This is a genomic window from Gemmatimonadaceae bacterium (genome assembly GCA_035533015.1).
In the GTDB taxonomy this organism is placed as follows: domain Bacteria; phylum Gemmatimonadota; class Gemmatimonadetes; order Gemmatimonadales; family Gemmatimonadaceae; genus JAGWRI01.
On record DATLUQ010000035.1, the window covers coordinates 14,967 to 40,167 of the forward strand.

Here is a 25,201-nt window from a genome sequence, read left to right on the forward strand (position 1 = left end):
CCCGGGGGGCGCCCCTTCATCGACCCGACGTCGGTTTCGCTCGCGGTGCAATGGCCATCCAGGTCCACACGACTTGCGTTTCACCGACTTCTTTTGTCCGTTCAACGCGGACCCCGCCGGCCTGCCACACGAGGTGCTCACTCGTCAGTTCCCGTGCCCGACGGGGCGCGCCGACAAAGGCGGTCAGGACCCGCGTCGCGATCTCGTCCATGCTGGGTCGGTAATCGTCGGCGAACAGGCGCTGCGGATATACCGCCGCGACCCGGGTGACCCTCCCATCGTCGAAGCGCACGGCGACCGTCACCGGTGACCAGGCCAGATCGTTGCCCCCCGCCGCGGACGGGAGGTCCGTGATTACGGTCGTGCACGTCCCCGTGGCGTCGCTGCCTGTACACCCCACCAGGCGGCGCGAGGTCGCGATGACGTGGAGGAACCACGCCCCCACCGGCATGCCGACGTAGTCCGCGGGGCCAGCCGGCGACGTGGATCCGCCCGGCCGAAAATCGAACCCTCGCAACAGCGTGCGCAGCTGACCGGCGACGACGTCTGGATTGAGCTGCTGCGAGTCCGCGCGGGCCCGCTGTACCGGCGTGAGCGGTGGCGGGGCGGCGGGGGGCACGGTATCCGTCGTCGCGAGCGTCAGCATCCGATCGCACGCCGCGAGGATGAACTCCCGCGGTTGCGTGTGGTCTGGCGCAAGCGGCACGGTCCATCCGAGCGGCGAGTGCGACGCCACGGTGAACGGCTCCTGGCAATGCAGGCGCACCAGTTCCCAAGACACATCGTCGCCAGGGAGCCACATCGGCGGGAGTGGCCCGTCCGTGTCCAGCTGGTCGTAGCGGGTGAGGATCCCCACGTCGACCAGGAAGCGGGAATCGTGGGTCCAAGACCAGTCGCTCGTATCGAGCACGAATCGCCGGAGACTGTGGCCGACCGTATCTTGATACAGCAGGATCCCCTGCGCCGCCACGCTCGAGACCACCACCGCAGAGGCGATGGCGCTGGCCATCAGGGGGAGCAGGATGCGTCGAGCGATGAAGGAGCCCATGGGCAGGATGATGGGAAGAGGAACGCCGTCAGGGTCCCGTCAGCGCAACGAGAAGCGCGGCCCGGTGCCCTTGAACACCAGGGCCGCCTGCGGCTTCCCGAAGTGCTTCACGATCTGGATCTGGACGAGGTCGTTGGCCGAGGGCGCGGACGGATTCACCGTCCCGCAGTCGTTTGATACGCTCAGGACGATGCACAGGTTGCTGTCGGTCCCGCCTACCTGGCCGCTCGGGTAGTTCCAGAACTCCGCGTTCAGGTCCGACACGCTGGCAAAGCTATCGACCACGGAATAGCCACCAGCGAGCAAGCCCGGGTAGCCCAGCTTTCCGGTGGCGTTATCGCGCTCTCCGAACAACATGACGTTCCGTTGCATCGCGGGAGGGATGCTGCCCTCGTTCACAACAACGGCGTACGTACCCCGCCACAGCGGCGCCATGACGTTCGTGATCGTGTTCACCCACCCCTGTAAGACTGCATTGTTCATCGGCCAGAAGGTCGATGACGCTCCCGTGGTGCCCGGCTGCGTCGTGATGTACGCGTAGATGGTGTCGTCCGGGATGACGTCGAGGCCCTTGCCCGGTTCATCGTACCGCTCGAGGAAGAACGCCTTGTTCCAGGCGGAGTCGGTCGTGTCGATGAGCCGGATCTTCCCACCCACGATGTCGTGGTCGATCGTCACCGTCCGGGTCGGCTGCGCCGGGAAGACGACCAGGACGCTGTCGTCGTCGTATCCCGGCAGTTCGTACTTCGCGGCGGGTTCGGCGTTGGGGTTGGTCGCGATCCCGAACTTGTGGGGCCCCGCGGTCACGCGCCCGCGAATCACCCCGTTCACTTCCGGGTACGCGACGCCGTCAATGATCGCCGCCGTTCCCGGCATCAGTTTGGTCTCCTGCAGGGCTGAGTACGCCGTGAAGTCAAACGCGTAGGTGATCGGGGCTGCCGTGAAAGGCGTGCCGCTGCTGGCAACAGGGCTCGTCGATGCCCGCGTGCCGAAGGCGGCCACGGTCGCCGTGTGAGCACCCGCGGCGGCCGTGGTGTAGGTCACGGAACCCGCGGGGCCCGCCACGACGCCAACCCGGGCACCGTCGATGCGGAACACGAGGGAGTCCACGGTGGCGGGCGCGCTCGCGGTGGCCAGGCCGCTCAGCGTCACCACCGCGCCGACGGTGACGGACTCGGGCGCGACCGTGGGGGCCGCGATGGTGAGCGACCCGGTGGCCGGCGGCGCGGGCGTGCTGTCGCCCGGCGACGTCGCGGAGCCGCCGCAGGCGGCCAGGGCGACGGCGAGCAACGGGCCCATCACGCGAGGCGCGCGGCGGCGTGGCATGAGCAGTGAGGCGACGGGCATGATGACGGGGCGGTTGGTGTGGCGGCAGTCCATGAGCAGCCGTCGATCCGCGCCCCGACACACTCCTCGGGGCCGTGGGAAACGTGACGCCTGGGTCCAGCGATGGCAATCGGCGATCGCCCGATGCCGCGCATCAGGAATGACTCAAGGCGTGGATTGGCCTCGGACGGGGGCCCCGCCCGCGGGATAGGTCTTCCCGGCCGGGGTTCGGACTCGCGCCCCGGCCCCGGTAGAGTCGGGCATGTCTCGTGCCCTTGATATTGCCCGGCAAAGTCCGATCCCGAGTCTTTCAGCGGCCGCCGATCAATCGGGGACGCCCGGCGGCGAGGGGGCGGTGCAGCTGGGTATGCTCGGGCGTCCGGCCCGTTCCCACCCTGTGGCCGGTGCAATGGCCGCCTCGCCCCCACCGCTGGGGGCCCCCACTACTCAACGGCCAGCGTGCACACATATGCTGTCCGCTGTAGACCTCTCGAACCCCCCTCGTCCTCTGGCAATTCCGGTTGCAGCGGATCCCGCCTCGGCGGATTCCGTCCCCCCGCCGGCCCGGCCTCGGGCGACCCCGATGGCCATCCTCCAACGCGGACTCGGTCGCGCAGGTGAAGGGCGTGCGCCCCGACCTGCCCGTCCGCCCCGCATTGGATCGTGGGCCGAATCGGGTACGGTGGATGAACACCTCCCTCGCCACATGTCAGATCAAGACTTCCCCCGCCGACTGCTGCCGCAGCACTGGACGCCGCCCCTGAAGGGCGGCGTCCTGGCCGGGCTTGGTCCGAAAGAGTCTTGGCCTGCGCTGCTCACCCTCAAGCAAGCCGCCGCCTACCTGAACGTCTCGGAGACGTGGGTGGAGGAGTCCGGGATCCCGCAGGTGCAGATCCCGACCACGGGCAAGAGCGATCGCAAGATGCGCCGGTATCGCGTCGAAGATCTGGACCGCTACATGGAGGCGCACCTGTGTCGCGATCCACGGATCAAGTGAGTCGGGATCCATCGTCGCGGGCGGAGGGGACCGCCGACACTGCGGCGCCCGAGCCGCGCGTCGGCAGTCGCGACCTTCCTGCCAACATCGTGCGGGTGAAACGGTCGCCCTTCCTCTATCTCTATGTCCCGACCAGTTCGGGCAGTCGACGCCGCATCGGCACGCGCATCCCGGATGATGTGCGCGGCCGCAAGCTCGCGCAGGCGGTGCTGCATCGTCTCGAGGAACTGCAACGCGACGCAACCCGTCGGCGTGCGTTGGACCTTCTCCATGACCGGAAGATCGGTCTCTTTCCCGACGATCGCCGGTGGCCGGATCGTCCGGGGCTCAACGATGTGCTCGCCGGGCGAGGACCCGCCGGGGTGGACGAACTGCTCGCGAAGATCGATGCCGACGAGTGTGACATTGACCTGGCGCTCCTGATCGCGGAATTCGCGGCGGACCCGGTCTCGCTGCATACGCGGAAGCGCGGGCAGGTGATGAAGAGCGATGCACGTGCGAACGACGCTGCGCACGTCTCGGCGGTGCTCGACTGGTGCGCACTCGACGAGTCTCAGGGCGCGGAGGGATGGGCCACCCTCGCGGCCATCGAGGACCCCAAGGCGTGCGCCGCGGAGTACCGGGTCCGCATCAAGACGCTGCCGCCGGTCCGGCGCCTGTCGCTGCTGACGACCGACCGTGTCCGCCGCTACCTCGATGGCGTGCTCGCGCGCGAGCGCGCGAAAAAGCCGGGCCACGACACCGCCGGCCGCGCGGCTCGCCGCAAGCACCAGCTCGCGATCCGGACGTTCGCGCGCTGGCTGGCCGTTCGAAAGGGTCTGCAATGGGTGGTGGATCCAACCGTGGACGTGATTCTCGAAACGACGCCGGCCGGTCGTGTGCTGCACCTGGAGCGCTGGGAGATTGAGCTCCTTGCCGCCACCCTGGACGAGTTGGCCCCTCCCCACGGGGATTTCTGCCGGATCCAACACGGCACGGGTCTCGATACGAGCGATGTGGCGCGGCTCCAGGTGCGTGATGTCGATCTGACCGAGCGTCGGATTCGTGGCCTGTCGGGCAAGACGTTCAATCGGCGGCGTCGCGTACTCGTCCTCGACTGGGCCTGGTCCGCCGTCGAGCGGCGGGTTGCCAACAAGCGGCCGACGGACCGGCTCTTCGAGGGCCTGCCCCCCGACCGGCATGCCCACTCCAAGGCGATGCAGACGGTTCGCGTGCACCTCGTGGGCCTGGGTCATCTCCAGTTTGCGCTGTACCAGGCCCGCGACGCGCGGCACTCGGTCGCCGTGATGATGCTGGCTGCCGGGGTGCCCGTGAAGGCGGTGGCCCGTCAACTGGGGCACGACCCGGCGACGCTGCTCCGGACGTATGCGGAGTGGGTTCCCGACGCGGCCGACGAGGCGCTCTGGCGCGAGATGATCGCCGCGCGCGACGAGCGGAAGAAGGCGGAAGCGCACGGGCAGGTGGCGACGACCGACTAGCAACTGTTCAGCAACTCGCCCGTAAGTTGTTGATTTTCCGTGCTCAAACCATCCCTGATAAGCGTGAGGTCAGAGGTTCAACTCCTCTCAGGCCCACTCCCTGCGAACATCAAGCCCCGCTGCGACTTCCAGCGTCGAGCGGGGCTTTCGCACACTCCGGCACTGCACATACCGCGCGGTCCCGACCGACTCGCCCGGGCTCGTGCCGCGCGGACGCGAATGTCGCCCTCATCGATTGCCGCTCCCGCTCGGTTCGCGCAGCTTACGCGGGTGGCGCCGCGCCACGCCGTTCCATACTCCCCCCGGCGCATCTGACGGCCGACACCGCGACCATCCAATGAGCAAACCCCAACCTCCGGTTCCCTGTCCCAACTGCGGCGCGCCCACGACGGGCAAGTTCTGCACGCTGTGCGGCGAGGCGATGCCCGCCGCGGTGCCGGCCGCGCCCAGCGCCGCACGGACCGGTGCTGCTCCGGGCCCGGTGCACCACTCGCGCAGCCGGATGTGGACGGCGCTCTCACTGCTCGCCTTTCTGGCGCTGGCGCTCTACGTGGCCGGCCGGTCGATGACGGCGGGGCCGCCGGCGCCCCCGGGGGGCGGCGGCATGGGGGCCGGTCCCACGGGCGGCGGAGCGGCCGGCGCCGCGCCCGACATCAGCCAGATGTCGCCGGCCGAGCGTGCGCAGCGGCTGCACGACCTCGTGATCCGCGCGTATGGGGAACACGCCATGGACACGGTGCAGCGGTTCTCGCCAATGGCCATCGCGGCATATCAGATGTTGGATACCATGACCCTGTCGCAGCGCTACGATCTGGGACGGGTCGCGCTGGCGGCGGGGCGCACGGCGCTGGCCGCCGCCCAGGCCGACACGATTCTGGCCCGGCACCGCAACGACCCGCTCGGGCTGGTGCTGGCGCTCGAGGCGGCGCGCTCGGGCAACGACGCGGCCGCCGAACGGCGGTTCTTGGCGCGGCTGCGGAGCGCGGCGCCGGACGGAGCCGCGTCGGTGGCGGGCACGGAATACGCGCCGTATCGGAGTGACATCGACGCGGCGCTCGGCGCGGGCGGTTCGAACCCCCAACGCTGAGACGGCGGCCGCACCGCCCGGTTCCGCCGGGCGCTCGTGGCCGCGCCCGCAGTCCCCCGTAGCGCGATGCACGTTCAATCGGAGGAGCGACATGTTCAAGAGCAACGCGGTGCGAAGCTGCGTCGAACTCCACGAGATCGAGATGCGACGGTTCCATGACACGTGGCTCGCCTTTCGTGCTTCCGGCGCGCCACTGCCGGCGACGGACGATCCGTCCTACCAGTCGAACGAGCACCTCGCCGGGCACGTGTTGCGTTCGTCCCGCAACTACCTGACCTGGATCGGCGAGTGCGTGAAGCGACAGGTCACCGACCTCGATTCGGAAACGGACCGCGTGGCGATCGCTGGCCGAAGCGCTGCATTCTTGGAAGAGATCCTCGCCGGCTGGCGCCGCCATCTTGCGTTGCTCGAAGATCGCGAACTCGCCCCGGTCACCTACAAGTCCCGCTGGGGCGAGGACTACAACATCGAGCAGATGCTGGAGCACGCGGTCGTGCATCCGATGCGGCACCGCATCCAGCTCGAGCGGCTGGAGGCTGGCGGCGCTGCCCGGGATGAGAGGTGAGGTGGAGGAGGCTGGATGGTCGGCGCGACCGGCCAGAGCGTTCCTTGATCGAAGGGGCCGTCTCACGCAGATGCTGGCTGCCCGGCGGCCAGCCTGCCGCTGGGCCCGGGTCCCCAAAGCGGAACACGACTCTCTGATGGTATCGCCCACCTGCGCGTGGATGATCGGGCCGAGGATACCCAGATATTGCTGATCCGCCGGCCGTGGCATGAGATGCATGAAGGTCGCGTCGGTATACTCGCGATAGACGGGCTTCAGATACTTGCTGCCAACGCGGTGTGGGTCGCTGACGGTGAACACGATCGCCGTCTTGTCGAACGGTTGGCCGGTCACCATGTTCATGCCCTCCCACCTCCGCAACGCCGAGATCGTCCATGACGCCCGGTGGTCGCACCGCCCGACTCGCTGTTCTGGCCGTTGCCCTGGCCGCCGCGCTGGCCGCGCCGGCCGGCGGGCAGACCTCCCACTCCGTTGACCTCGCCGCCGCACGAGCGCTTGTCGCCCGCGTGGTTCCCGCGAACGCCTCGGACATCGACGTCGCCGCCATTCCCGACAGCGCGGGCCACGACGTGTTCGAGGTCCAGAGCCAGGGCGGCAAGCTGGTGCTCCGCGGCTCGTCGGGCGTGGCCATCGCGTCGGCGCTCGACTGGTACCTGGAGCACGTGGCGGGAGTGAACGCCTCGCTTCCGCTCACGCCCATCACGCTCCGCACGCCGCTGCCCCGCGTGCAGACCCCGGTGCGCATCACCACGCCGTACACCGTCCGCTACTTCTTCAATTATTGCACGTTCTCATATTCCATGGCGTGGTGGAACTGGACCGACTGGCAGCCGATGATCGACTGGATGGCGCTCAAAGGCATCAACGCGCCGCTCGCGGTCACGGGGCAGGAAGGCGTGTGGCGCCTGGTGCTCCACGACTTCGGATTCACCTCCAAGCAGATCGGGGACTTCCTGGTGGGCCCGGCGTATCTCCCCTGGGGGTGGATGGCCAACATCGACGGCCTCGGCGGACCGCTTCCCGACAGCTGGATCGACGGCCACATCGCGCTCGAACGCCAGATCCTCTCCCGGGAGCGCTCGCTGGGCATGACGCCGGTGCTGCAGGGCTTCACGGGGCACGTGCCCAAGTCCATCACGCAGGTCTTTCCGGGCGTGGCCATCCACCAGACGGGCGACTGGTCGGCGGGATTTCCCGGCACCTGGTTTCTGGACCCGCACGACTCGCTCTTCCAGCGATTCGGGCGGCAATTCATCAAGCGACAGACGGAACTGTTCGGGACCGACCATCTCTACGCCGCCGATCCGTTCAACGAGATCAACCCACCCACGAACGACTCGACGTTCATCGCCGGCATGGGAAGTGCCATCTACGCGGGCATGCACTCCGCCGACTCCAGCGCCACGTGGGTGATCCAGGCCTGGTTCCTGGTGAACGATGCGAAGTTCTGGCAGGCGCCGCAGGCCGAGGCGCTCCTGGGCGCGGTGCCCAACGACCGGATGCTGGTGCTGGACCTGTGGGGCGACCGCGTGCCCGCATGGAAGGTGCGCGATGCCTTCTACGGCAAGCCGTGGATATGGAATGTGCTATATAACTTCGGCGGCAAGACCAGCCTGAACGGCGACCTGCCGCAGATCGCCGCCAACCTCGACAGCGCCATCCGGAGCCCCGCCAAGGGGCGGCTGGAAGGGCTCGGGATGACGATGGAGGGATTGGGCACCAACCCGATCGTCCCGGATTTCGTGATGGATCAGGTGTGGCGCGACAGCGTGCCGAACGTGACCACGTGGACCCGCGGCTACGTGACTCGTCGCTATGGCCGGTTCGATGCCTCGGCGTGGAGCGCGTGGCAACTGCTGCTCGCCACCGCGTTCAAATCCGCGGCGCAGACGGGGAACTTCCTTGCCGAGCGTCCGCAGTTCTATATGAAGGGGCGGTCGTACCGAACCGAGCCCATCGCGCCGTACGACGACCGGATCCTGGCCAACGCGCTGGATTCGCTGCTCGCCGCGGCGCCGGTGCTCGGCGCCAACGATGCCTACCGCTACGACGTGGTGAATCTGACCCGGCAGGTGCTTGGCCAGCTGGGGCTGCCGCTCGTGAACAAGGTGCAGGCCGCCTACGGCCACAAGGATCGCGCTGCACTGCTCGCGGCGGAGGGGCAGGTGGAGGCGCTGCTGACGGACCTCGACACCCTGGTGGGAACGCGGCGTGAGTTCCTGCTCGGCCGGTGGATTGCCGACGCCAGGCGCTGGGGGACGAACGACGCGGAGCGTCGCCTGTACGAGTGGAATGCGCGCAACATCATCACGCTGTGGGGCACCAAGTGCACCGAGGGTGAGAACGACGACCTGAACCTCTACGCCTACAAGGAGTGGGAGGGCATGTTCACCTCTTACTTCTTGCCGCGGTGGGAGGCGTTCTTCGCGCAGCTCAACTCGTCGTTCGACGGCGGTACCGCGTTCGACCGGAAGCCGTTCGCCGAGGTGTCGTGCGAGTGGGAGCAGCTGTGGTCGCGCGATACGACGCCGTTTCGCACGCAGCCGGTGGGCGATCCGGTAGCGACGGCCCAGCGGCTCGTGGGCAAGTGGCGGGGGGAGTTGGCGGGCGATTTCGAGGGATCGCCCTGAGCCCCAGCTCCCCCGTCTATTGACTCGCCTTCCGGCGTAATGGGGACCGGTGCCCCCACGACCTCCCTGCCGATCTCTCTTGTTGCTGCTCGATCCGCACCGCGGCTGCTGGGACCTCTCGCTCATTGCGCATACGCCGACTTCGAGAATCGGCCCTGCCGATCGCTTCCCGATGAAACGCACGCTCCCCGGATCTGAAGCGCTTGCCTCACTGATCATCCCGCGGCGTGGATGTGCATATGGCCATCAGGCGACTGTTTGGTGTCCTGCGGGTCCACCCGTTCGAAGTCCGATGATCGCGCGGATACCAGGGCCGGGCCGCGGTCGGACATGACCTTGGTCACGAAGCGCTGCGATTCGGATACGCGCTCGATCTCGACAGCGATCGCATCGATCGACTGTTCAAGGCGACTGAAGCGGTCGGCGACGTCGCGCTCGAACTCGCGGCTCGGGGCCGGCTTCCGGCGCCGCAACGCGAGCAATGCCATGAACCCGCAAGCACAGATCGTGCTGCAGCCAAGGGCGAGGGAAACGACTTCATTGATCCCCATCAGGTCCCCCGGCGTAACAGCAGAATCGCTTCAGCGTTCAACTCATGGAGTGGATACGGCGGGATCTGGCCGGTGGTCTCTTCTGGGCCGCGGCACCGCTGCCGGACTGTAATCTTCCTGGCAGGTACGGCGAGTACGTTCGTCGTACACTCAGCGAACCCTCACCGAGACCGACCATGCGTCCCCTCCGCGCGTCCGCAATTACCGCCTTCGCTCTGGCGATCCTCGCAGCGCCCAATCTCACGGCCCAGACCGCCCACTATCACGTGGTCAAGACGATCGAACTCGGCCATACCCGGGCTGACTACGTCACGGTCGATCCGGTGGGCCGGCGCCTCTATGGCCTGGGTGACAAGGTCATCGACGTGGACCACGACAGCATCATCGGGAGCGTGGAGGGCGGGGGCGGCGGCTACGCGATTGCCGCGGACCTGAATCGCGGCTTCGTCCGCAACGGGATAGTCTTCGACCTCAAGACGCTCGCCGTCACGGGCCACGTGGACGCCAGGGGCGACGGCATTCGCTACGATCCCTTCACCCATCGGGCGTTCACCTGGGAGGGCCCGAACGCCTGGGTGCTGGACATGCGGACCGGCAAGCTGATCACCAAGTCGACGCTCGGCGACGGGCTCGAATCGGGCGTGGCCGACGGGCGTGGATACCTGTTTCTCAATGTCGAAGACTCGGGGTACGTGCGGCGGGTCGATGCCCGGACGCTCAAGATCGGACCCACGTACGAGATTCCCGGCTGCGGGCATGCGCAGGGGTTGTCCATGGATACCCGCACGCGGCGGCTCTTCATGGCGTGCGACACGAACGTGATGGTCGTCAATGCCGACAACGGGAACGTCGTGGCACGCATCGGAGTGCCCAGTCGCGCCGACATGAATTGCTTCGACCCGGTGACCCGGCTTGCCTTCAATCCCAATCGCGTGGACAGCACGTTGACCGTCATTCACGAGGACTCGCCCGATAAGTTCTCGGTGGTCGAGAAGGTGCCGATGGGCGGCGCGGCTCGGACCTGCGGGGTGGACGAGAGGACGCACAAGGTATACGTCTTCTACTACGAGGGCACGACGCGAGAGAACGCGCAGCTCGTGCTGGCGGTGCTGGCGCCGTAACCGGCGGCGCGGTCACGCTCTGGGTGCTGGCGGGCTCGAGCCCGCTGGCGCGCGTGGTCGGCGCTGCCTGGTTCGCAACCGGTGTGCTGGTGTTCGTCGCCAACGGCGAACCCGTCGACTAGGTTTCCTCTCTCAACGCGCCTCTGGCACCTCCCGAGTGCCTTCACGCATTATCGGACCGCGGAGTGTCAGTATGTCGGCCAAGAGGATCATCGCAGTATTCGGCGCCACAGGTGCACAGGGAGGCGGCCTCGCGCGCGCCATCGCCGCGGACCGCGACGGGCCGTTCGCCGCACGTGGCATCACCCGCAATCCGAACTCCGACAAGGCGAAGGCTCTCGCCGCGCTCGGGGTGGAAGTGGTCGCGGCCGATGCGGACGATGCCTCCACCTTGCCGGGCGCCCTGGCGGGGGCATACGGTGCCTATTGCGTCACGAACTTCTGGGAACACCTTTCGGCGGAGCGCGAAGGGGTCCAGGCCGCGGCCATGGCACGGGCCGCGCGGCAGGCGAAGCTGCAGCATGTAGTCTGGTCGACGCTCGAGGACACGCGCAAATGGGTGCCGCTTTCCGACAATCGCCTGCCCACACTGTACGGCAAGTACAAGGTGCCGCACTTCGATTCCAAGGGCCAGATGGACGACCTGTTCACCAGGGAGGCCGCGCCCACCACGTTCCTGTTGGCCGCGTTCTACTGGGAGAACTTCATCCACTTCGGTATGGCCCCGCGCGTCGGCGAGGACGGCAACCTCGTGCTGGCCATGCCGCTCGGTGGCGCCAAGTTGCCGGGCATCGCCACCGAGGATATCGGCCGGTGCGCGTACGGCGTGTTCCGCAAGGGCGTGAGCACGGTCGGGGAGCACATCGGCATCGCTGGCGAGTCGCTCTCGGGCGCCGAAATGGCGGCCAAGATGGGGCGCGCGCTCGGGCGCACGGTGAACTTCTTCGACATGCCGTTTGACGCCTATCGCGGGCTGGCTTTTCCCGGCGCCCAGGATCTCGGCAACATGTTCCAGTTCCACGCGATTCTCGGCGACGAGTTCCAGCGGAACCGCGACCCGAAACGCGCTCGCGAGCTGAATCCCGCGTTGCTCGACTTCGACGCGTGGCTAGCGGCCAACATTACGAGGTTTCCCATCGGCACGTGAGCATTCGAGGCCGGCAGCTTTCCGTTAGCATGGGGGCGTCGCCGCCAGGTTGATCCCGGCGCCCGGTGTGCCAGATTTGCATCTACCGTCTCGCCGCCAGACTCCGACCCCGGTGCAATGCCAACACTCCGTGCAGTACTCGAGAGATCGGCCGTCCTGCTTCTGCCGCTCTCCGCTGTGGCCCACACGCCGGTTGTGCGCCCGGTGCCGGCGCCTAGTCGCGTGGCGGTTGTCGGTCTCCGCGCGGAATACCTCACCGACCCCGTTGGGCTGGACGCGATGCGCCCGCGCCTGAGCTGGCGCATCGCGAGCGGCGTCCGCAACACGGTGCAGTCGGACTACGAGGTGCAGGTGGCGACCAGCGAGGCCGCGCTCGCGCACGGCGTCCACCTGGTGTGGGATTCGGGAAAGCTGAAGTCCGACGCGTCCGTGTTCGTGAACGATGCCGGGCCGGCGCCGGCGTCAGCCACGCGTTACTACTGGCGCGTGCGCGTCTGGACCGCGGCCGGCGACGTCTCCGCATGGAGTCCGGCGGCCTACTGGGAGACGGGACTGCTCCGCGCCACGGACTGGACTGCCAAGTGGATAGGCCCGGCTCCCCAGCCTGGCGACAGCGGCGTCACGCCATCGCCGCTGCTGCGCCGCGAGTTCGAACTGCACGGCCGGGTGCGCTCGGCACGGCTGTACGTGACGAGCCTCGGCCTCAACCAGGTGTATCTCAATGGCCGGCGAGTAGGCCGCGCGGAACTCACGCCCGGCTGGACGTCGTACCACCACCGCTTGGAGTATCTGACGTACGACGTCACGGCGCTGCTCCGCGCCGGCGACAACGCGGTGGGCGCGATGCTCGGCGACGGCTGGTACCGCGGGTATCTGGGGTTCGACCACGCGCGCAACCTGTACGGCGAACATCGCGCGCTGCTGCTGCAGCTGGACGTCCGCTACGATGACGGACGCACGGAACGCATAGCGTCCGACGGGAAATGGAAGACGATCGACGGCCCCGTGCGATCGTCCGACATCTACAACGGCGAGACGTACGATGCGCGCCTGGAGCGTACGGGATGGACGTCGGCTCCGTACGACGACGGCAGTTGGGCGCCGGTGGCCGTGCTCGACGCGCCGGCCGCGCAGTTGGTGGCGCCCGTGGCGCCCCCCGTGCGGCGGGTGCGGGAACTCAAGCCGGTGTCGATACGCACCGCTCCGAACGGAGAGATCGTGTTCGACCTTGGCCAGAACTTCGCCGGCTGGGCCCGGCTCACCGTGCACGGGCCGGCGGGCACGCCGGTTACCATGCGCTTCGCCGAGGTGCTCGACCATGACGGGAACATCTACACGGGCAATCTTCGGCGGGCCGAGCAGACCGACCGCTACATACTGAAGGGCGGGGGGACCGAGGTCTACGAGCCGCACTTCACGTACCACGGGTTCCGGTACGTTGCCGTGTCGGGGCTTCCGGGAGCGCCCGACAGCTCGACGATCACTGGTATCGCGTTGTCGTCGGATCTCGAGCGGACCGGTACGTTCGTCACGTCCGACACGATGCTGAATCAGCTCCAGCACAACATTCAGTGGGGGCAGCGCAGCAACTTCATGGGCGTGCCCACCGACTGCCCACAGCGCGACGAGCGGCTGGGGTGGACCGGCGACGCCCAGGTGTTCGCGCGCACCGCGGCGTTCAACATGGACGTCGACGGGTTCTTCTCGAATTGGCTTGCCGATGTGGCCATCGATCAGCACGCGGACGGCAGCCTGCCGTGGGTGATTCCCAACCCTATGGGCGGCGACTCCACCGACAAGGCGGGCACGGCCGGTTGGGGGGACGCGTCGGTGATCGTGCCGTGGACGATGTTTCTCGCCTACGGCGACCGTGGGCTGCTGGCGCGCCAGTATCCGAGCATGCGCGCGTGGGTGGATTTCGAGAAGCGGCAGACCGGTGCCGACCACGTGTGGCGTCCGGGATGGCAGTTCGGCGACTGGCTGGCCTATCACAGTACCGACGCGGGCTATCCGGGCGCGACCACCGGCACCGATCTGATCGCCACGGCGTTCCTGGCGCACTCTGCCGATCTGGTGGCGCGCGCCGCGCGGGCATTAGGGAAAGCGGATGACGCGGCCGAGTACGAGGCGCTGTTCCGCACGGAACGCTCGGCGTTCGACCATGAGTTCGTGACGCCGGCGGGGCGGGTGGGCGAGAGCACGCAGACCGCGTACGCGCTGGCCCTGCAGTTCGACCTGCTGCCCGATTCGCTCACCGCCACGGCCGGCGCGCGGCTCGTGCAGGACGTGCACCTGCACGACGGGCATCTCACCACCGGGTTCCTGGGCACGCCGTACATCCTGGACGCGCTGGCGCGCACCGGCCACCTGCATGCGGCGTACGCGCTGCTGCTGCAGCGCACGTATCCGTCGTGGCTCTATCCCATCACGCGGGGCGCGACGACCATGTGGGAGCGGTGGGACGGCATCGAGCCTGATGGGACGTTCGAGGATCCGAGCATGAATTCGTTCAACCATTACGCGTTCGGCGCCGTGGGCGATTGGATGTACCGGACCATCGGTGGTCTCGACGTCGATCCGGCGGCACCGGGATATAAACATTCACTGATTGCACCGCGACCCGGCGGTGGCCTGACGAGCGCCCGCGCGTCCATCGTCACGCAGTACGGCACGCTGGCGTCGGCGTGGCGGCTGGAGGACTCGGTATTCACGCTCGACGTAACCGTGCCTCCGAACACGTCGTCGGCGGTCACGCTGTGGGGCACCACGGTGGACCGGGTGCGCGACGGCGGACGGCCGCTGGCGGGCGATCCCGGCGTGCGTTCGGTTCAACAGCGCGGCGCCGACGTCGTAATGGAAGTGGGGTCCGGGGAGTATCGGTTCACGATCGCCAAGTCGTAAGTACCCCTCGGCGCGGAGCCCATTCACGCTTGCGGGTTGCGCTTGATCCGCACCAATGGCACGATTCAGAAATGCCAGGCCGGCAACCTGGCACCCCCCCCGAGCCCGTTGGTCTGAACGGGCCTAACAGCGCGAAGGCACCATATGGCGGCGACGCCCTTGAAGTCATTGCAGGCCCCGTCGGTTCGCACATTCATTGCGCTCGGCTTGCTCCTCGGTGCCTGTAGCGGCGGCAGCAAGGACTCGACTCCAACCATTCCGAACACGCTCACGACCGTCGTCGTGGCCCTATCGCCAGCGTCCATTCCCGTAGGACGGACGTCGACGGCGAGTGCGTCGGGGCTCGACCAGAATGGAGCGCCGATCGGCGTCGGTGCAGTCACGTGGTCATCGGGTTCACCCGGTGTGGCAACGGTGAACGCGGGTGGCGTGGTCAGCGGCGTCGCGGCCGGGCAAGCTCAGATCATTGCCACCTCGGGCACCAAGCAAGGTCAGCAGACGATCACGGTGACGCCGATCCCAGTTGCGACGGTAGCGGTCACGCCAGCCGCCGCGACCCTCGGCATCGGCGCCACGCAGCAACTGACGGCTACGGAACGCGACGCCAGCGGCGACACACTCGCGGGCCGAGTCGTCACCTGGTCCACGTCCGACGCAACGAAAGCAACGGTCAGCGCGAGCGGGATCGTGACCGGTGTGGCTCTTGGCACGGCAACGATCACCGCCACGAGCGAAACGAAGACGGGCACGGCGGCGATCACGGTGGCGATCATTCCGGTTGCCAGCGTCACCATCGCTCCGCCAACGGCTGTGCTTGCGGTGGGAGGTACCTCGACCATGACGGCCACCGCACGTGATGCCAACGGCAACGTGCTCACGGGGCGCACCTTCACCTGGACCACGAGCAACCCAGCCATCGTGAGCGGAACCGCCACTGGGAACGTGGTTTCCCTGACCGCCGTTTCGGTTGGCACTGATACGGTCACCGCGACCAGCGAGGGGAAGAGCGGCTCCGCGGTCGTGACCGTGAGCGGAAGCGTAGCCAGTGTAACGCTCGGCACGCCGGGGCAGTCCGCCGTGTTCCTGGACTCGCCCAACTTCAACGCCGCCCTGAACGTACAACCCGGATCACAATATCTGATCGCCGTAGTCAATACGGACCCGTCCAGCACGTTGCGTGAGGACTTCACCCTCGGCGCGAGCTTCGGATCGAGTTCAGGGTCCCGGGTGTTGTCGGCCCCGGTCGTACGGTCGCCGCAAGCGCCCGTTCCATCGCCCCGTGTACGCGGGCCGGGGATCGCCCTGAGCAACCGTTCCTTTAATGGCGTCGCCTCCCGTCTGCGTATGGAGCAGAACCATCTGGCGATGCTCGAGGGGAATCAGCAGATCTTCGCGCGATTCGGAAGTCCCGCCGCAGCCTGGTCAAAGGCGCGGGCGCAGGGTGGGCGGGTGCTACCGCTGAGCGCGTCGGTCACGCAGACGATCGGGTCCGTGAATAGAGTGTACGTGCGGAACACACTCGCCGGTTCGTGCACCACCGTGGATTCCATCGGAGCGCGCACGGTCGCCGTGGGCCAACACGTGATCGTCCTCGCCGACACGAACCTCACCACATGGACACAGCCGTACCGGCCAGATTCGGCGTTCTACCAGACATTTGCCAATGAGTACGACCAGATCACCTATCCAACTCTGCTGGCGTACATCGGCAATCCGCTGGCCTACGATGCGTCGCTCTCCGGAATCGGAAAGGTGACGGTGGTCATCACGCCGGTGCTCAACAATCTCGGCGGCCTCACAGGAGGCGGAACGGTCATGGCGTTCGTCAATGGCTGCGACTTCTACCCCTACGCGGCCAGCGGGGCCAACGCGAATTTCAGCAACCAGACCGAAATGATGTACTCGATGGTGCCGGCAGCGAACGCGTTCAGCGTCGCGAACTGGGAGAAAGAAATTCGCGCGACCGCCGCCCACGAATCCAAACACATCGTTTCCTACTCCGATCGCATCCTGCTCGGCAGTGGCGGGGGCGACGAGATCTGGCTCGAAGAGGGGCTGGCGCAGATCTCTTCGGAAATCTGGGAACGCCACTTCAATCAGGCCACATGGAAGGGGCACGCGACCTTCCTCCAGACCGTCGCCTGCGAGTACGCCCTCGGAGCCGCTGCCCCGTGCGACCAGTTGAACGACCGTCCACTCGCCCTCCTCGCCAGTCACCTGCCATTCACCTTCGCCTACCTGAAGAACGAGAGCGATTCCAATTCGGAGGGACTTGGCCTGGACACTCCCGCCAACTACGGCGCGGGCTGGACGTTCGCCCGCTGGGCCATCGATCAGTACGCCTCGACCGGCGAAGGACCGTTCATCCAGTCGCTCATCAACACCACGCAGACCGGCCTGAACAACCTCTCGGCTCACACGGGCCAGTCGATCCCGCTGCTGCTCACGTATTGGAACGTGGCCTCCGCCGTCTTCCAGACCCCGACCTATACGGCGGCCGACGTTCGCACCACGATTCCAAGCTTCAACTTCGCCGACATCTTCAAGGTCGCACAGGCCGGTCTACCCGGGAGCAGCTGGGTGTGCAATGGAACGCCGTGCGGTTTCTTCACCAGTACTGGACTGCCGGTATTTCCGGTGCAGCCCATCGCGTTCTCCTCGGGGCCGTTCTCCAGGGCGGTGACGGGAGTGCCCGGCACGTCGGCATCGTACTTTCTGCTTTCGGCATCGGCGGCGGGTGTCGAGACGCTGCAGTTGCTCAGCGGGAGTGGGGGTGTGCTGTCAGCGGGCAGCGGGTTCCGCGTCGCGATCCTCCGGGTGCAATGATGAGCGTCCGGGACGGCGCACGCCTGTTGGCAGTGCTGGCCGTGGTCGCCATCGCTTCCGCCTGCCATCGCGGGTCTGGCGGCGCGGCGCGAGAGGCGCCGCCCGTAGTCGTCGCCGACTCGGTCCAAGGGCTGGTCCAGGTGGTGGGGGGCGAGCCCTTTCCCCAGATGGTACTCGTCCTGGACGACAGTTCGCCGGCGGTCACGCTCGATGGCCCCCCTTCACTCCATCACGTTGCGGGCTTGCGAGTGGCTGTCGTGGGGGCCCGTGTCGGAACACGACTCACCGTGAGCCGGTTCATCGTGGTTGCCGCCAATGGCATTCCGGCCACCGACGGCACGCTTGCGGCGAGCGGTGATGCGCTGACGCTCGTCACGGCAGAGGGGAAGCGGTTCCCGCTCGTCGACCCGTCTCCGGCGCTTCGCGCGGCCGTCGGGCACCGGGTATGGATCTCCGGCCCGTTGGATCATGAGCCAATCGCCTATGGGGTCATCGAATAGGCCGAGTTCCGCGCGCAGGATGGGGGCGCCGATCCCAAGGGTCGTTCACGACCCTGGGGATCGGTCAGCGGTAGCACGCCGGGCGCCAACCCGGTGATTCCCCGGTGGCGGTTGGCGTCCATTTGCGCCCCCCGTGTCCGTACCGCAGCTTAGACGGTCCCGCGCGACCTTCCTGCCTTCGAGGAGCGGCCCCGATGCAACATCTGACCATAGACACCGGCAACACGGGCTTCATGCTGCTGTGCTCCAGTCTCGTGATGCTGATGACGCCCGGCCTCGCGTTCTTCTACGGCGGACTGGTGGGCCGCAAGAACGTGCTCGCCATCATGATGCAGAGCTTTGCCTCCATGGGGTGGACCACGGTGCTCTGGTGGGCCTTCGGCTTCTCGATGTGCTTTAGCGGCAATCTGAAGACCGGCACCGACATCGCGGGCATCGTCGGCAACTTTCACTGGGCGTTCCTCCGCGGGGTCTCGCTCGACATGCCCTCGCCGGCCAACGCGACCATCCCGCTCATCGTGTTCTTCGCGTATCAGATGATGTTCGCCATCATCACGCCGGCCCTGATCACGGGTGCATTCGTCAACCGCGTGCGGTTCCCGGCCTATATGCTCTTCCTCACCGCATGGCTCACGCTCGTCTACTTTCCCTTCGTGCACATGATTTGGGGCGGGGGGATCATGGCGCAGTGGGGCGTACTCGACTTCGCCGGCGGCATCGTGGTGCACAACATTGCCGGCATTGCGGCGTTGGCCTCCGTGCTGTACGTCGGGCGGCGCAAGGTCGTGGATCGCGGACCGCACTCCATTCCCCTCGTGGCCCTGGGCACGGGGCTGCTCTGGTTCGGGTGGTACGGCTTCAACGCGGGCAGCGAATTCCGCGTGGACGCGGTGACGGCGGTGGCGTTCGTGAACACGGACCTCGCGGCGAGCTTCGCTGCCATCGCCTGGCTCGCCATGGACTGGATGTCCGCACGAAAGCCCAAGTTCCTCGGCCTGCTCACCGGCGCGGTGGCCGGCCTCGCCACGGTCACGCCGGCTGCTGGGTACGTGTCTCCCAAATCGGCGGTCGTGATCGGTCTTCTGGCCGGCGTGGTGTGCTACTACGCGGTGGCGTTGAAGAACAGGCTGCGCTGGGACGACGCGCTGGACGTCTGGGGCGTGCACGGGGTCGGCGGGTTTCTCGGCATCCTCTGCTGCGGCATCTTCGCCTCCGTTGCGATCAATCCGGCGGGCACCGACGGTCTCATCCACGGCAATTCGCACTTCTTCCTCATCGAGCTCGGCGCGGTGTGTCTGTCGTCGGTGTGGGCATTTGTGTTCACATATGGCATGCTCTGGCTCATCGACCGGGTCACGACCGTCAAGGTGGACGAGGCAGGGGAGACCGAAGGGCTCGACAGCGCCCTCCATGGAGAGGTGGCGTACCTCGAGGCGGGGTGAAGGCATGGGGCGGCGCCGCCGCGAGGAACCCGTCGTGAGCGGCGACGACCGAGATAGCGATCGGACTCGGGATCGGATGGCGGCTCGTACCAGATAGTGCAGGCGTCGAATTTGGCGGGGGCCGGCCGGGCCCACTCGCTGGGGATCGGCAAGCAGTAGCACGCCGGTACCTGGACCCTAATACCCATACACTACGCGGGATGTCAACGCCTTCCGATGCCCAGCCCAGGATTTCTGCGCTACGCCGCGTTGCGAAAGCGCTGGGACCGGGTGTCGTCACGGGCGCCGCCGACGACGATCCGTCAGGCATAGCGACCTATTCGATCGCCGGCGCGCGGTTCGGCACGGGATTGCTCTGGACCGCGCCGGTGCTCTGGCCGTTGATGGCGGCCGTACAGATGATGTGCGCGAGAATCGGGTTGGTCACCGGCCGCGGGCTCGCGGGCGCACTGCGGCAGAAGTACCCGGAGTGGGTGCTCGCCACCGCCGCCACCGCCCTGTTCATCGCCAACACGATCAATGTCGGCGCCGACCTGGGCGGGATGGCGGACGCCGCGCACCTGCTCACCGGCGTGCCGGCGTTCGTCTGGGTGCTGGCGTTCGGCATCGGGATCACGATCGCGACGATCCGGCTGAGATATGCGATGATCGCCAATACACTCAAGTGGCTGGCGCTGATCCTCGCCGTGTACGTGGTCGCCGCCATCGACGTCCATCCCGACTGGGCTGCCGTGCTGCGGGCGACCGTCGTTCCGCACCTGCCGCACGGTCGAGCCGCGTGGGCCACGCTCGTCGCGATTCTCGGGACGACGATCAGTCCCTACCTCTTCTTCTGGCAGGCGTCGCAGGAAGTCGAGGAAGAGAAGGCGGCCGGCCATCTCACCCTCAAGGCGCGGCAAGGAGCTACCAAGACGGAGATCGGCGATCGGAAGATCGACATCGGGTTCGGCACGCTCTTTTCGAATATCGCGATGTTCTTCATCATCGTGACCACGGCGAGCACACTGCACACCCACGGCCAGACGCACCTCGCGACGTCGGCCGACGTCGCGGCCGCGCTCCGCCCGCTGGCGGGCCGCTTCGCGATGCTGCTCTACACCATCGGCATCGTCGGGACCGGTTTGCTGGCAATCCCGACGCTCGCTGGTTCCGCCGCGTACGCGTTCGCCGAGACGTTCAACTGGCGCCAGGGCATCGATCAGAAATTCACGAGGGCACGCGCTTTCTATGCGGTGATCGGCGTCTCGGTCGCGATCGGCATCGCGATGGGTTTCGTGGGCATCAGCCCGGTGAAGGCGCTCTACTGGACGGCCGTGATCAATGGCCTGCTGGCCCCGTTCCTGTTGGTCGGCATTCTCCACGCGGCGTCGGATCGCAAGCTGATGCTCGGCCAGCCGAGTTCGTGGCCGAGTCGCGTCGTGGTGGGCGTTACCACCGCGGCGATGTTCGCGGCCGGGATCGCGATGTTCGTGGTCTAGTGGATGATCCGCGCCCGCCCCGCGTCCGGCGCGGCGCCAGCCGGAGGTCCCCCACCCCCGGTTCGGCATATCCCGGCTTGGGGGTGGCGCCGGATCAGGGCATATTCCGGATTGCGCCCGGCTGCCATAACGTATGCCAACGGTCCCGGGCCCAAGGGCCCGGGCCGGGCAGCAGATTTGACGCAAGGGACACCGTATGACGCTCATGGACATTTTCGACCTGCCGCAGCGTGCCGAGGGGAACGACCTCGATGCGATTCCAGAGCTGCAGCCGCAGTCCGACTACACGTTGCGGTATCTCCGCGAACGTGCACTCGATGGCGCCGTGCCGGTGTACTTTGCGGCGATTCCGCGCGACCGCATCCGCCCTTTCGACACCGCCTTCGATCCGGCCAACCACCCGGTAGGTGCGGCTGCCGTTGCGCGGACCGAGGCCGACTGGCGCGCCGAGATTTTCCCTCGGGTCTGGGTGTACCCCACCCACGACGCGTACGTGCTCTCCGACGACTACATCCCCTGGGCTGCGGCGCAGCGCGCGCAGCCTGACTATCTGCCGTGCTGGGTGCTGTGTTATCCGAGCGTGGCCGGGGCTATCTATATCGAAGGGCCGATCGGAGCCGCGCGGGTTCGGCAGCTCCTGCAAGGTTCGGCTGAGACCCCCGCGCAATGATGACGCGTGGCATTTGGCACTTCCCCACGCGATCCGGGTAGGACCCACCGCAGTTTCACTGCTGGCGAGTGGCGATGCCGCCCCGCTCGCTGCCCACCCAAACTGGACCACGCTGCCATGGCCATCTGGAAAGAATCAGCCGCGCCGAAGAAGCCCGAACCATCCACGGGCCTCGACCCCGTCATCCGCCGCGACGCCGAGCCCCGCATCGACTTCGCGCCGCAGCCGGCATCCACCGCGGCATCGCCATCACCCAGCATCGCGCCGGTGCGGCGGGCCCCGGGGCGTGACGCCAAAGAGTCGCTGGTGAGCGAAGGGCTGACCATCGAAGGAACCATTCAGGGCACCGGCCACATCCGCATTGCCGGCCGCTTTACCGGCGACGTGAACGTGGACGGCAATGTGAGCATCGAAGCCGGCGCGAAAGTCGTGGGCGGGGTCGTAGCCGACACCGTGACCATCGGCGGCGAACTGGACGGCAACATCGACAAGGCGGCGCGCGTGGAGCTGCTCGAGTCGGGGGTGCTGAACGGGGATCTCAAGGCCGACTCTCTCACCGTGGCGGCTGGCTCGCGCATGCGGGGCCGGGTCGAGTTCGGGTGGCCGGCTGATCAGTCCAAGAAATCCGGTCTCAAGGTAGAAACCGGCTCGAACTGATGGCCATGGCGCGCCAGGGCGCACCGGGCGCGACCCGGGTTTGCCCGCACTGCCGGCAGTCGATTCTCGAGAGCGCGGCCGTCTGCCCCGTGTGCCGGCACCACCTGCGTGTCGGGGCCGGGGTGGACGTGGCCGCGCCCGCCCCGGCGTTCTCGCCCCTCCGCGTGGAAGGCACGATCAAACACCCGGGCAACGATGAAGCCTGGGAATACGCCATCATGGTCTCCATTCGCGACGGCAGCGGCGAGGAGATCTCGCGGCAGCTGATGGGGGTCGGGGCGATGCAAGGCGCCGACGAGCGCACATTCGTGATGGCCGTAGAGGTCTTCGCGCGAAAGCCGATTGCCTCGGTGGTCGAGCCGCGGTCCGAGCCAGTCTCCGTGCCGGTCAAGTAGCGACCGCGCAACGTGATGACGCTGTGACCGCTGGACCAGAATGGCGAGAATGCTGCCATTTTGGCGCGTGCGACCTCAGTCCGTAAATAATTGTAAAACAATCATTTAAGAGCACTCGCGCGCAATAACCTCGTTGCGTGGCACCTGCAGCGCGAGTACCTTCCGTATGCGATTAGCACTCTCGACTTGCGAGTGCTAAGGCAATGATCGCTGTTTCTACTGGCTGTCCAGTTCATGCAACGAGGGTACTCATCATGGCAGTGAAAACGCACGCCGCCTCCAAGGCCGCGCCGGCGCATACGGCCCCCAATTCCGCGCCCACCCGCACGCCCACCAAGATCGCGCCGCTCGCTGATCGCGCGGTGGTACAGCCGCTCGAGGAATCGGAGCAGATGCGCGGCGGGCTGTACATCCCCGATACGGCCAAGGAAAAGCCGCAGCAGGGCAAGATCATCGCCGTCGGCCCGGGCCGCTTCGAGAAGGACAAGCGCGTGCCCATGGAAGTGAAGGTCGGGGACCGCGTGTTGTATGGGAAGTACAGCGGCGCCGAGATCACGGTGGACGACGCGCAGGTGCTCATCCTCCGCGAGTCCGACATCCTCGCCATCATCGGCTGACCGTCCCCTCTGAATCGAACGTCATCTTTCCATTGAAGGAATCATATAATGACAGCCAAACAACTGTACTTCGACGTCGAGGCGCGCGCGGCGCTCAAGCGCGGCGTTGACCAGCTCGCCGAAGCGGTGAAGGTCACGCTCGGTCCCCGCGGCCGGAACGTCGTGATCGACAAGAAATTCGGAGCCCCCACGATCACCAAGGACGGGGTGACGGTGGCCAAGGAAGTCGAACTCTCGGATCCCGTGGAGAACATGGGCGCGCAGATGGTGAAGGAAGTCGCGACCAAGACCTCGGACATCGCGGGCGACGGCACCACGACGGCAACGGTCCTTGCACAGGCGATCTTCCGTGAAGGACTCAAGAACGTCACGGCGGGCGCGAATCCGATGGCGATCAAGCGCGGGATCGAGAAGGCCGTCGCGGCGGTGGTCGAGGAACTGAAGAAGATCTCGGTGCCCACATCGGGCAAGAAGGAGATCGCCCAGGTAGGCACCATCTCCGCCAACAGCGACAAGGAGATCGGCAACCTGATCGCCGAGGCGATGGAGAAGGTGGGCAAGGACGGCGTCATCACGGTGGAGGAGGCCAAGGGCCTCGAGACGACCCTGGAGACGGTCGAGGGCATGCAGTTCGACCGCGGCTACCTGTCGCCGTATTTCGTGACCGACGCGGAGAAGATGGAAGCGGTGCTCGAGGATGCGTTCATCCTCATCCACGACAAGAAAGTGTCGTCGATGAAGGAACTGCTCCCGATCCTCGAGAAGGTCGCACAGTCGGGGAAGCCGCTGCTCGTGATCGCCGAGGATCTCGAAGGCGAAGCGCTGGCGACGGTGGTCGTGAACAAGCTGCGCGGCACGCTCAAGATCGCGGCCGTCAAGGCGCCGGGGTTCGGCGACCGCCGCAAGGCGACGCTCGAGGACATCGCGGTCCTGACCGACGGCAAGGTGATCAGTGAGGAAGTCGGCTTCAAGTTGGAGAACGCGACGGTGTCCGACCTGGGCCGCGCCAAACGCATCGTGATCGACAAGGACAACACGACGATCATCGACGGTGCCGGCGACTCGGAAAAGATCAAGGGCCGCCTCAAGGAACTCGAAGTCGCGATCGAGAAGTCGACCAGCGACTACGACAAGGAGAAGCTCCAGGAGCGCAAGGCCAAGCTCGCGGGCGGCGTGGCGGTGATCAACGTCGGTGCCGCGACGGAGAGCGAGATGAAGGAGAAGAAGGCGCGCGTCGAGGACGCGCTGCACGCCACCCGCGCGGCGGTGGAAGAGGGGATCGTGCCGGGCGGCGGCGTGGCGCTCATCCGCGCGCAACGCGGGCTCGCCCACCTCAAGCTGCACGAGCCCGACGAGCAGATCGGGGTCGACATCATCCGGCGCGCGATCGAGGAACCGATTCGCATGATCGTTCAGAACGCGGGCGGTGAAGGGTCGATCGTGGTGGAGAAGGTGCGGGCGTCCAAGGAGGACGCATTCGGCTACAACGCCCTGACCGACACCTACGAGAATCTGGTGCAGGCCGGTGTGATCGATCCGACGAAGGTCACGCGGACGGCGCTCCAGAACGCGGCCTCCATTGCCGCGCTGCTCCTGACGACCGAAGCCCTGATCGTGGACAAGAAGGAAGACCGGCCATCGGCGCCCGCAGCCGGCGGCGGCATGGGCGGGATGTACTAGAACAGCTTCCGGTCTTCAGTCGAGAGTGGAGAGTGAAAACGCGGGGCGGGGCGGCGAAAGCGGCTCCGCCCCGCGTCTCGCATGC

The 25,201-nt window shown here is 67.0% G+C and carries 20 protein-coding genes; 17 read left to right on the top strand and 3 right to left on the bottom strand.

All coding sequences use genetic code 11. From position 1 onward, the window contains the following. Window positions 1-16: 16 nt before the first annotated feature. On the bottom strand, window positions 17-1,048 hold the full coding sequence (locus tag VNF92_06965) for a hypothetical protein (protein ID HVA57611.1): 1,032 nt from the start codon (window positions 1,046-1,048) through the stop codon (window positions 17-19). Between the two features lie 39 nt (window positions 1,049-1,087). Then, window positions 1,088-2,395, bottom strand: coding sequence for a hypothetical protein (locus tag VNF92_06970; protein HVA57612.1), 1,308 nt, complete (start codon window positions 2,393-2,395; stop codon window positions 1,088-1,090). Between the two features lie 685 nt (window positions 2,396-3,080). Here VNF92_06970 and VNF92_06975 point away from each other — a divergent pair. From VNF92_06975 to VNF92_06995, 5 genes are all read left to right on the top strand, one after another. Continuing rightward, entirely contained in the window at window positions 3,081-3,371 is a 291-nt protein-coding gene (locus VNF92_06975; GenBank protein ID HVA57613.1) for a helix-turn-helix domain-containing protein, read from the top strand. Next, window positions 3,368-4,849, top strand: a complete 1,482-nt coding sequence (locus VNF92_06980; GenBank protein HVA57614.1) for a tyrosine-type recombinase/integrase — start codon at window positions 3,368-3,370, stop codon at window positions 4,847-4,849. Before VNF92_06975 ends, VNF92_06980 begins: the two co-directional genes overlap by 4 nt. Before the next feature lie 337 nt (window positions 4,850-5,186). Continuing rightward, window positions 5,187-5,936, top strand: a complete 750-nt coding sequence (locus tag VNF92_06985) for a hypothetical protein (protein HVA57615.1) — start codon at window positions 5,187-5,189, stop codon at window positions 5,934-5,936. A gap of 91 nt (window positions 5,937-6,027) precedes the next feature. Continuing rightward, window positions 6,028-6,501 (top strand): hypothetical protein, encoded by a 474-nt coding sequence (locus tag VNF92_06990; GenBank protein ID HVA57616.1) that lies wholly within the window; start codon window positions 6,028-6,030, stop codon window positions 6,499-6,501. A 374-nt stretch (window positions 6,502-6,875) separates the two neighbouring features. After that, entirely contained in the window at window positions 6,876-9,131 is a 2,256-nt protein-coding gene (locus VNF92_06995; protein ID HVA57617.1) for an alpha-N-acetylglucosaminidase, read from the top strand. 215 nt (window positions 9,132-9,346) lie between these two features. Here the strand turns inward: VNF92_06995 and VNF92_07000 are convergent, their stop codons facing one another. Then, complete coding sequence (locus VNF92_07000) at window positions 9,347-9,682, bottom strand: hypothetical protein (GenBank protein HVA57618.1); 336 nt, start codon at window positions 9,680-9,682, stop codon at window positions 9,347-9,349. A gap of 176 nt (window positions 9,683-9,858) precedes the next feature. On the opposite strand from VNF92_07000, the gene VNF92_07005 reads away from it, so the two are divergent. The 12 genes from VNF92_07005 to groL all read left to right on the top strand — a co-directional run bounded on the left by VNF92_07005 (window position 9,859) and on the right by groL (window position 25,116). Continuing rightward, entirely contained in the window at window positions 9,859-10,803 is a 945-nt protein-coding gene (locus tag VNF92_07005; GenBank protein HVA57619.1) for a hypothetical protein, read from the top strand. Between the two features lie 193 nt (window positions 10,804-10,996). Next, a complete protein-coding gene (locus VNF92_07010; GenBank protein ID HVA57620.1) occupies window positions 10,997-11,950 on the top strand; it encodes an NmrA/HSCARG family protein in 954 nt (317 codons plus the stop codon). 222 nt (window positions 11,951-12,172) lie between these two features. Continuing rightward, window positions 12,173-14,851 carry a family 78 glycoside hydrolase catalytic domain gene (locus VNF92_07015; protein ID HVA57621.1) on the top strand — a complete coding sequence of 893 codons (2,679 nt, stop codon included), beginning with the start codon at window positions 12,173-12,175 and terminating at the stop codon, window positions 14,849-14,851. Between the two features lie 144 nt (window positions 14,852-14,995). Beyond that, complete coding sequence (locus tag VNF92_07020) at window positions 14,996-17,677, top strand: Ig-like domain-containing protein (GenBank protein ID HVA57622.1); 2,682 nt, start codon at window positions 14,996-14,998, stop codon at window positions 17,675-17,677. Further along, window positions 17,674-18,177: a hypothetical protein gene (locus VNF92_07025; protein HVA57623.1), complete on the top strand. Its 504-nt coding sequence runs from the start codon at window positions 17,674-17,676 to the stop codon at window positions 18,175-18,177. The genes VNF92_07020 and VNF92_07025 overlap by 4 nt, the downstream gene beginning before the upstream one ends. Before the next feature lie 194 nt (window positions 18,178-18,371). Next, entirely contained in the window at window positions 18,372-19,619 is a 1,248-nt protein-coding gene (locus VNF92_07030; GenBank protein HVA57624.1) for an ammonium transporter, read from the top strand. 200 nt (window positions 19,620-19,819) lie between these two features. Then, on the top strand, window positions 19,820-21,097 hold the full coding sequence (locus VNF92_07035; GenBank protein HVA57625.1) for a divalent metal cation transporter: 1,278 nt from the start codon (window positions 19,820-19,822) through the stop codon (window positions 21,095-21,097). Window positions 21,098-21,293: 196 nt separating this feature from the next. Continuing rightward, entirely contained in the window at window positions 21,294-21,767 is a 474-nt protein-coding gene (locus VNF92_07040) for a hypothetical protein (protein HVA57626.1), read from the top strand. A gap of 117 nt (window positions 21,768-21,884) precedes the next feature. Continuing rightward, entirely contained in the window at window positions 21,885-22,424 is a 540-nt protein-coding gene (locus VNF92_07045) for a polymer-forming cytoskeletal protein (protein HVA57627.1), read from the top strand. Then, window positions 22,424-22,819, top strand: a complete 396-nt coding sequence (locus tag VNF92_07050; GenBank protein HVA57628.1) for a hypothetical protein — start codon at window positions 22,424-22,426, stop codon at window positions 22,817-22,819. The genes VNF92_07045 and VNF92_07050 overlap by 1 nt, the downstream gene beginning before the upstream one ends. Before the next feature lie 338 nt (window positions 22,820-23,157). Further along, complete coding sequence (locus tag VNF92_07055; GenBank protein ID HVA57629.1) at window positions 23,158-23,436, top strand: co-chaperone GroES; 279 nt, start codon at window positions 23,158-23,160, stop codon at window positions 23,434-23,436. A 48-nt stretch (window positions 23,437-23,484) separates the two neighbouring features. After that, complete coding sequence (gene groL / locus VNF92_07060) at window positions 23,485-25,116, top strand: chaperonin GroEL (GenBank protein HVA57630.1); 1,632 nt, start codon at window positions 23,485-23,487, stop codon at window positions 25,114-25,116. Window positions 25,117-25,201 lie beyond the last annotated feature (85 nt).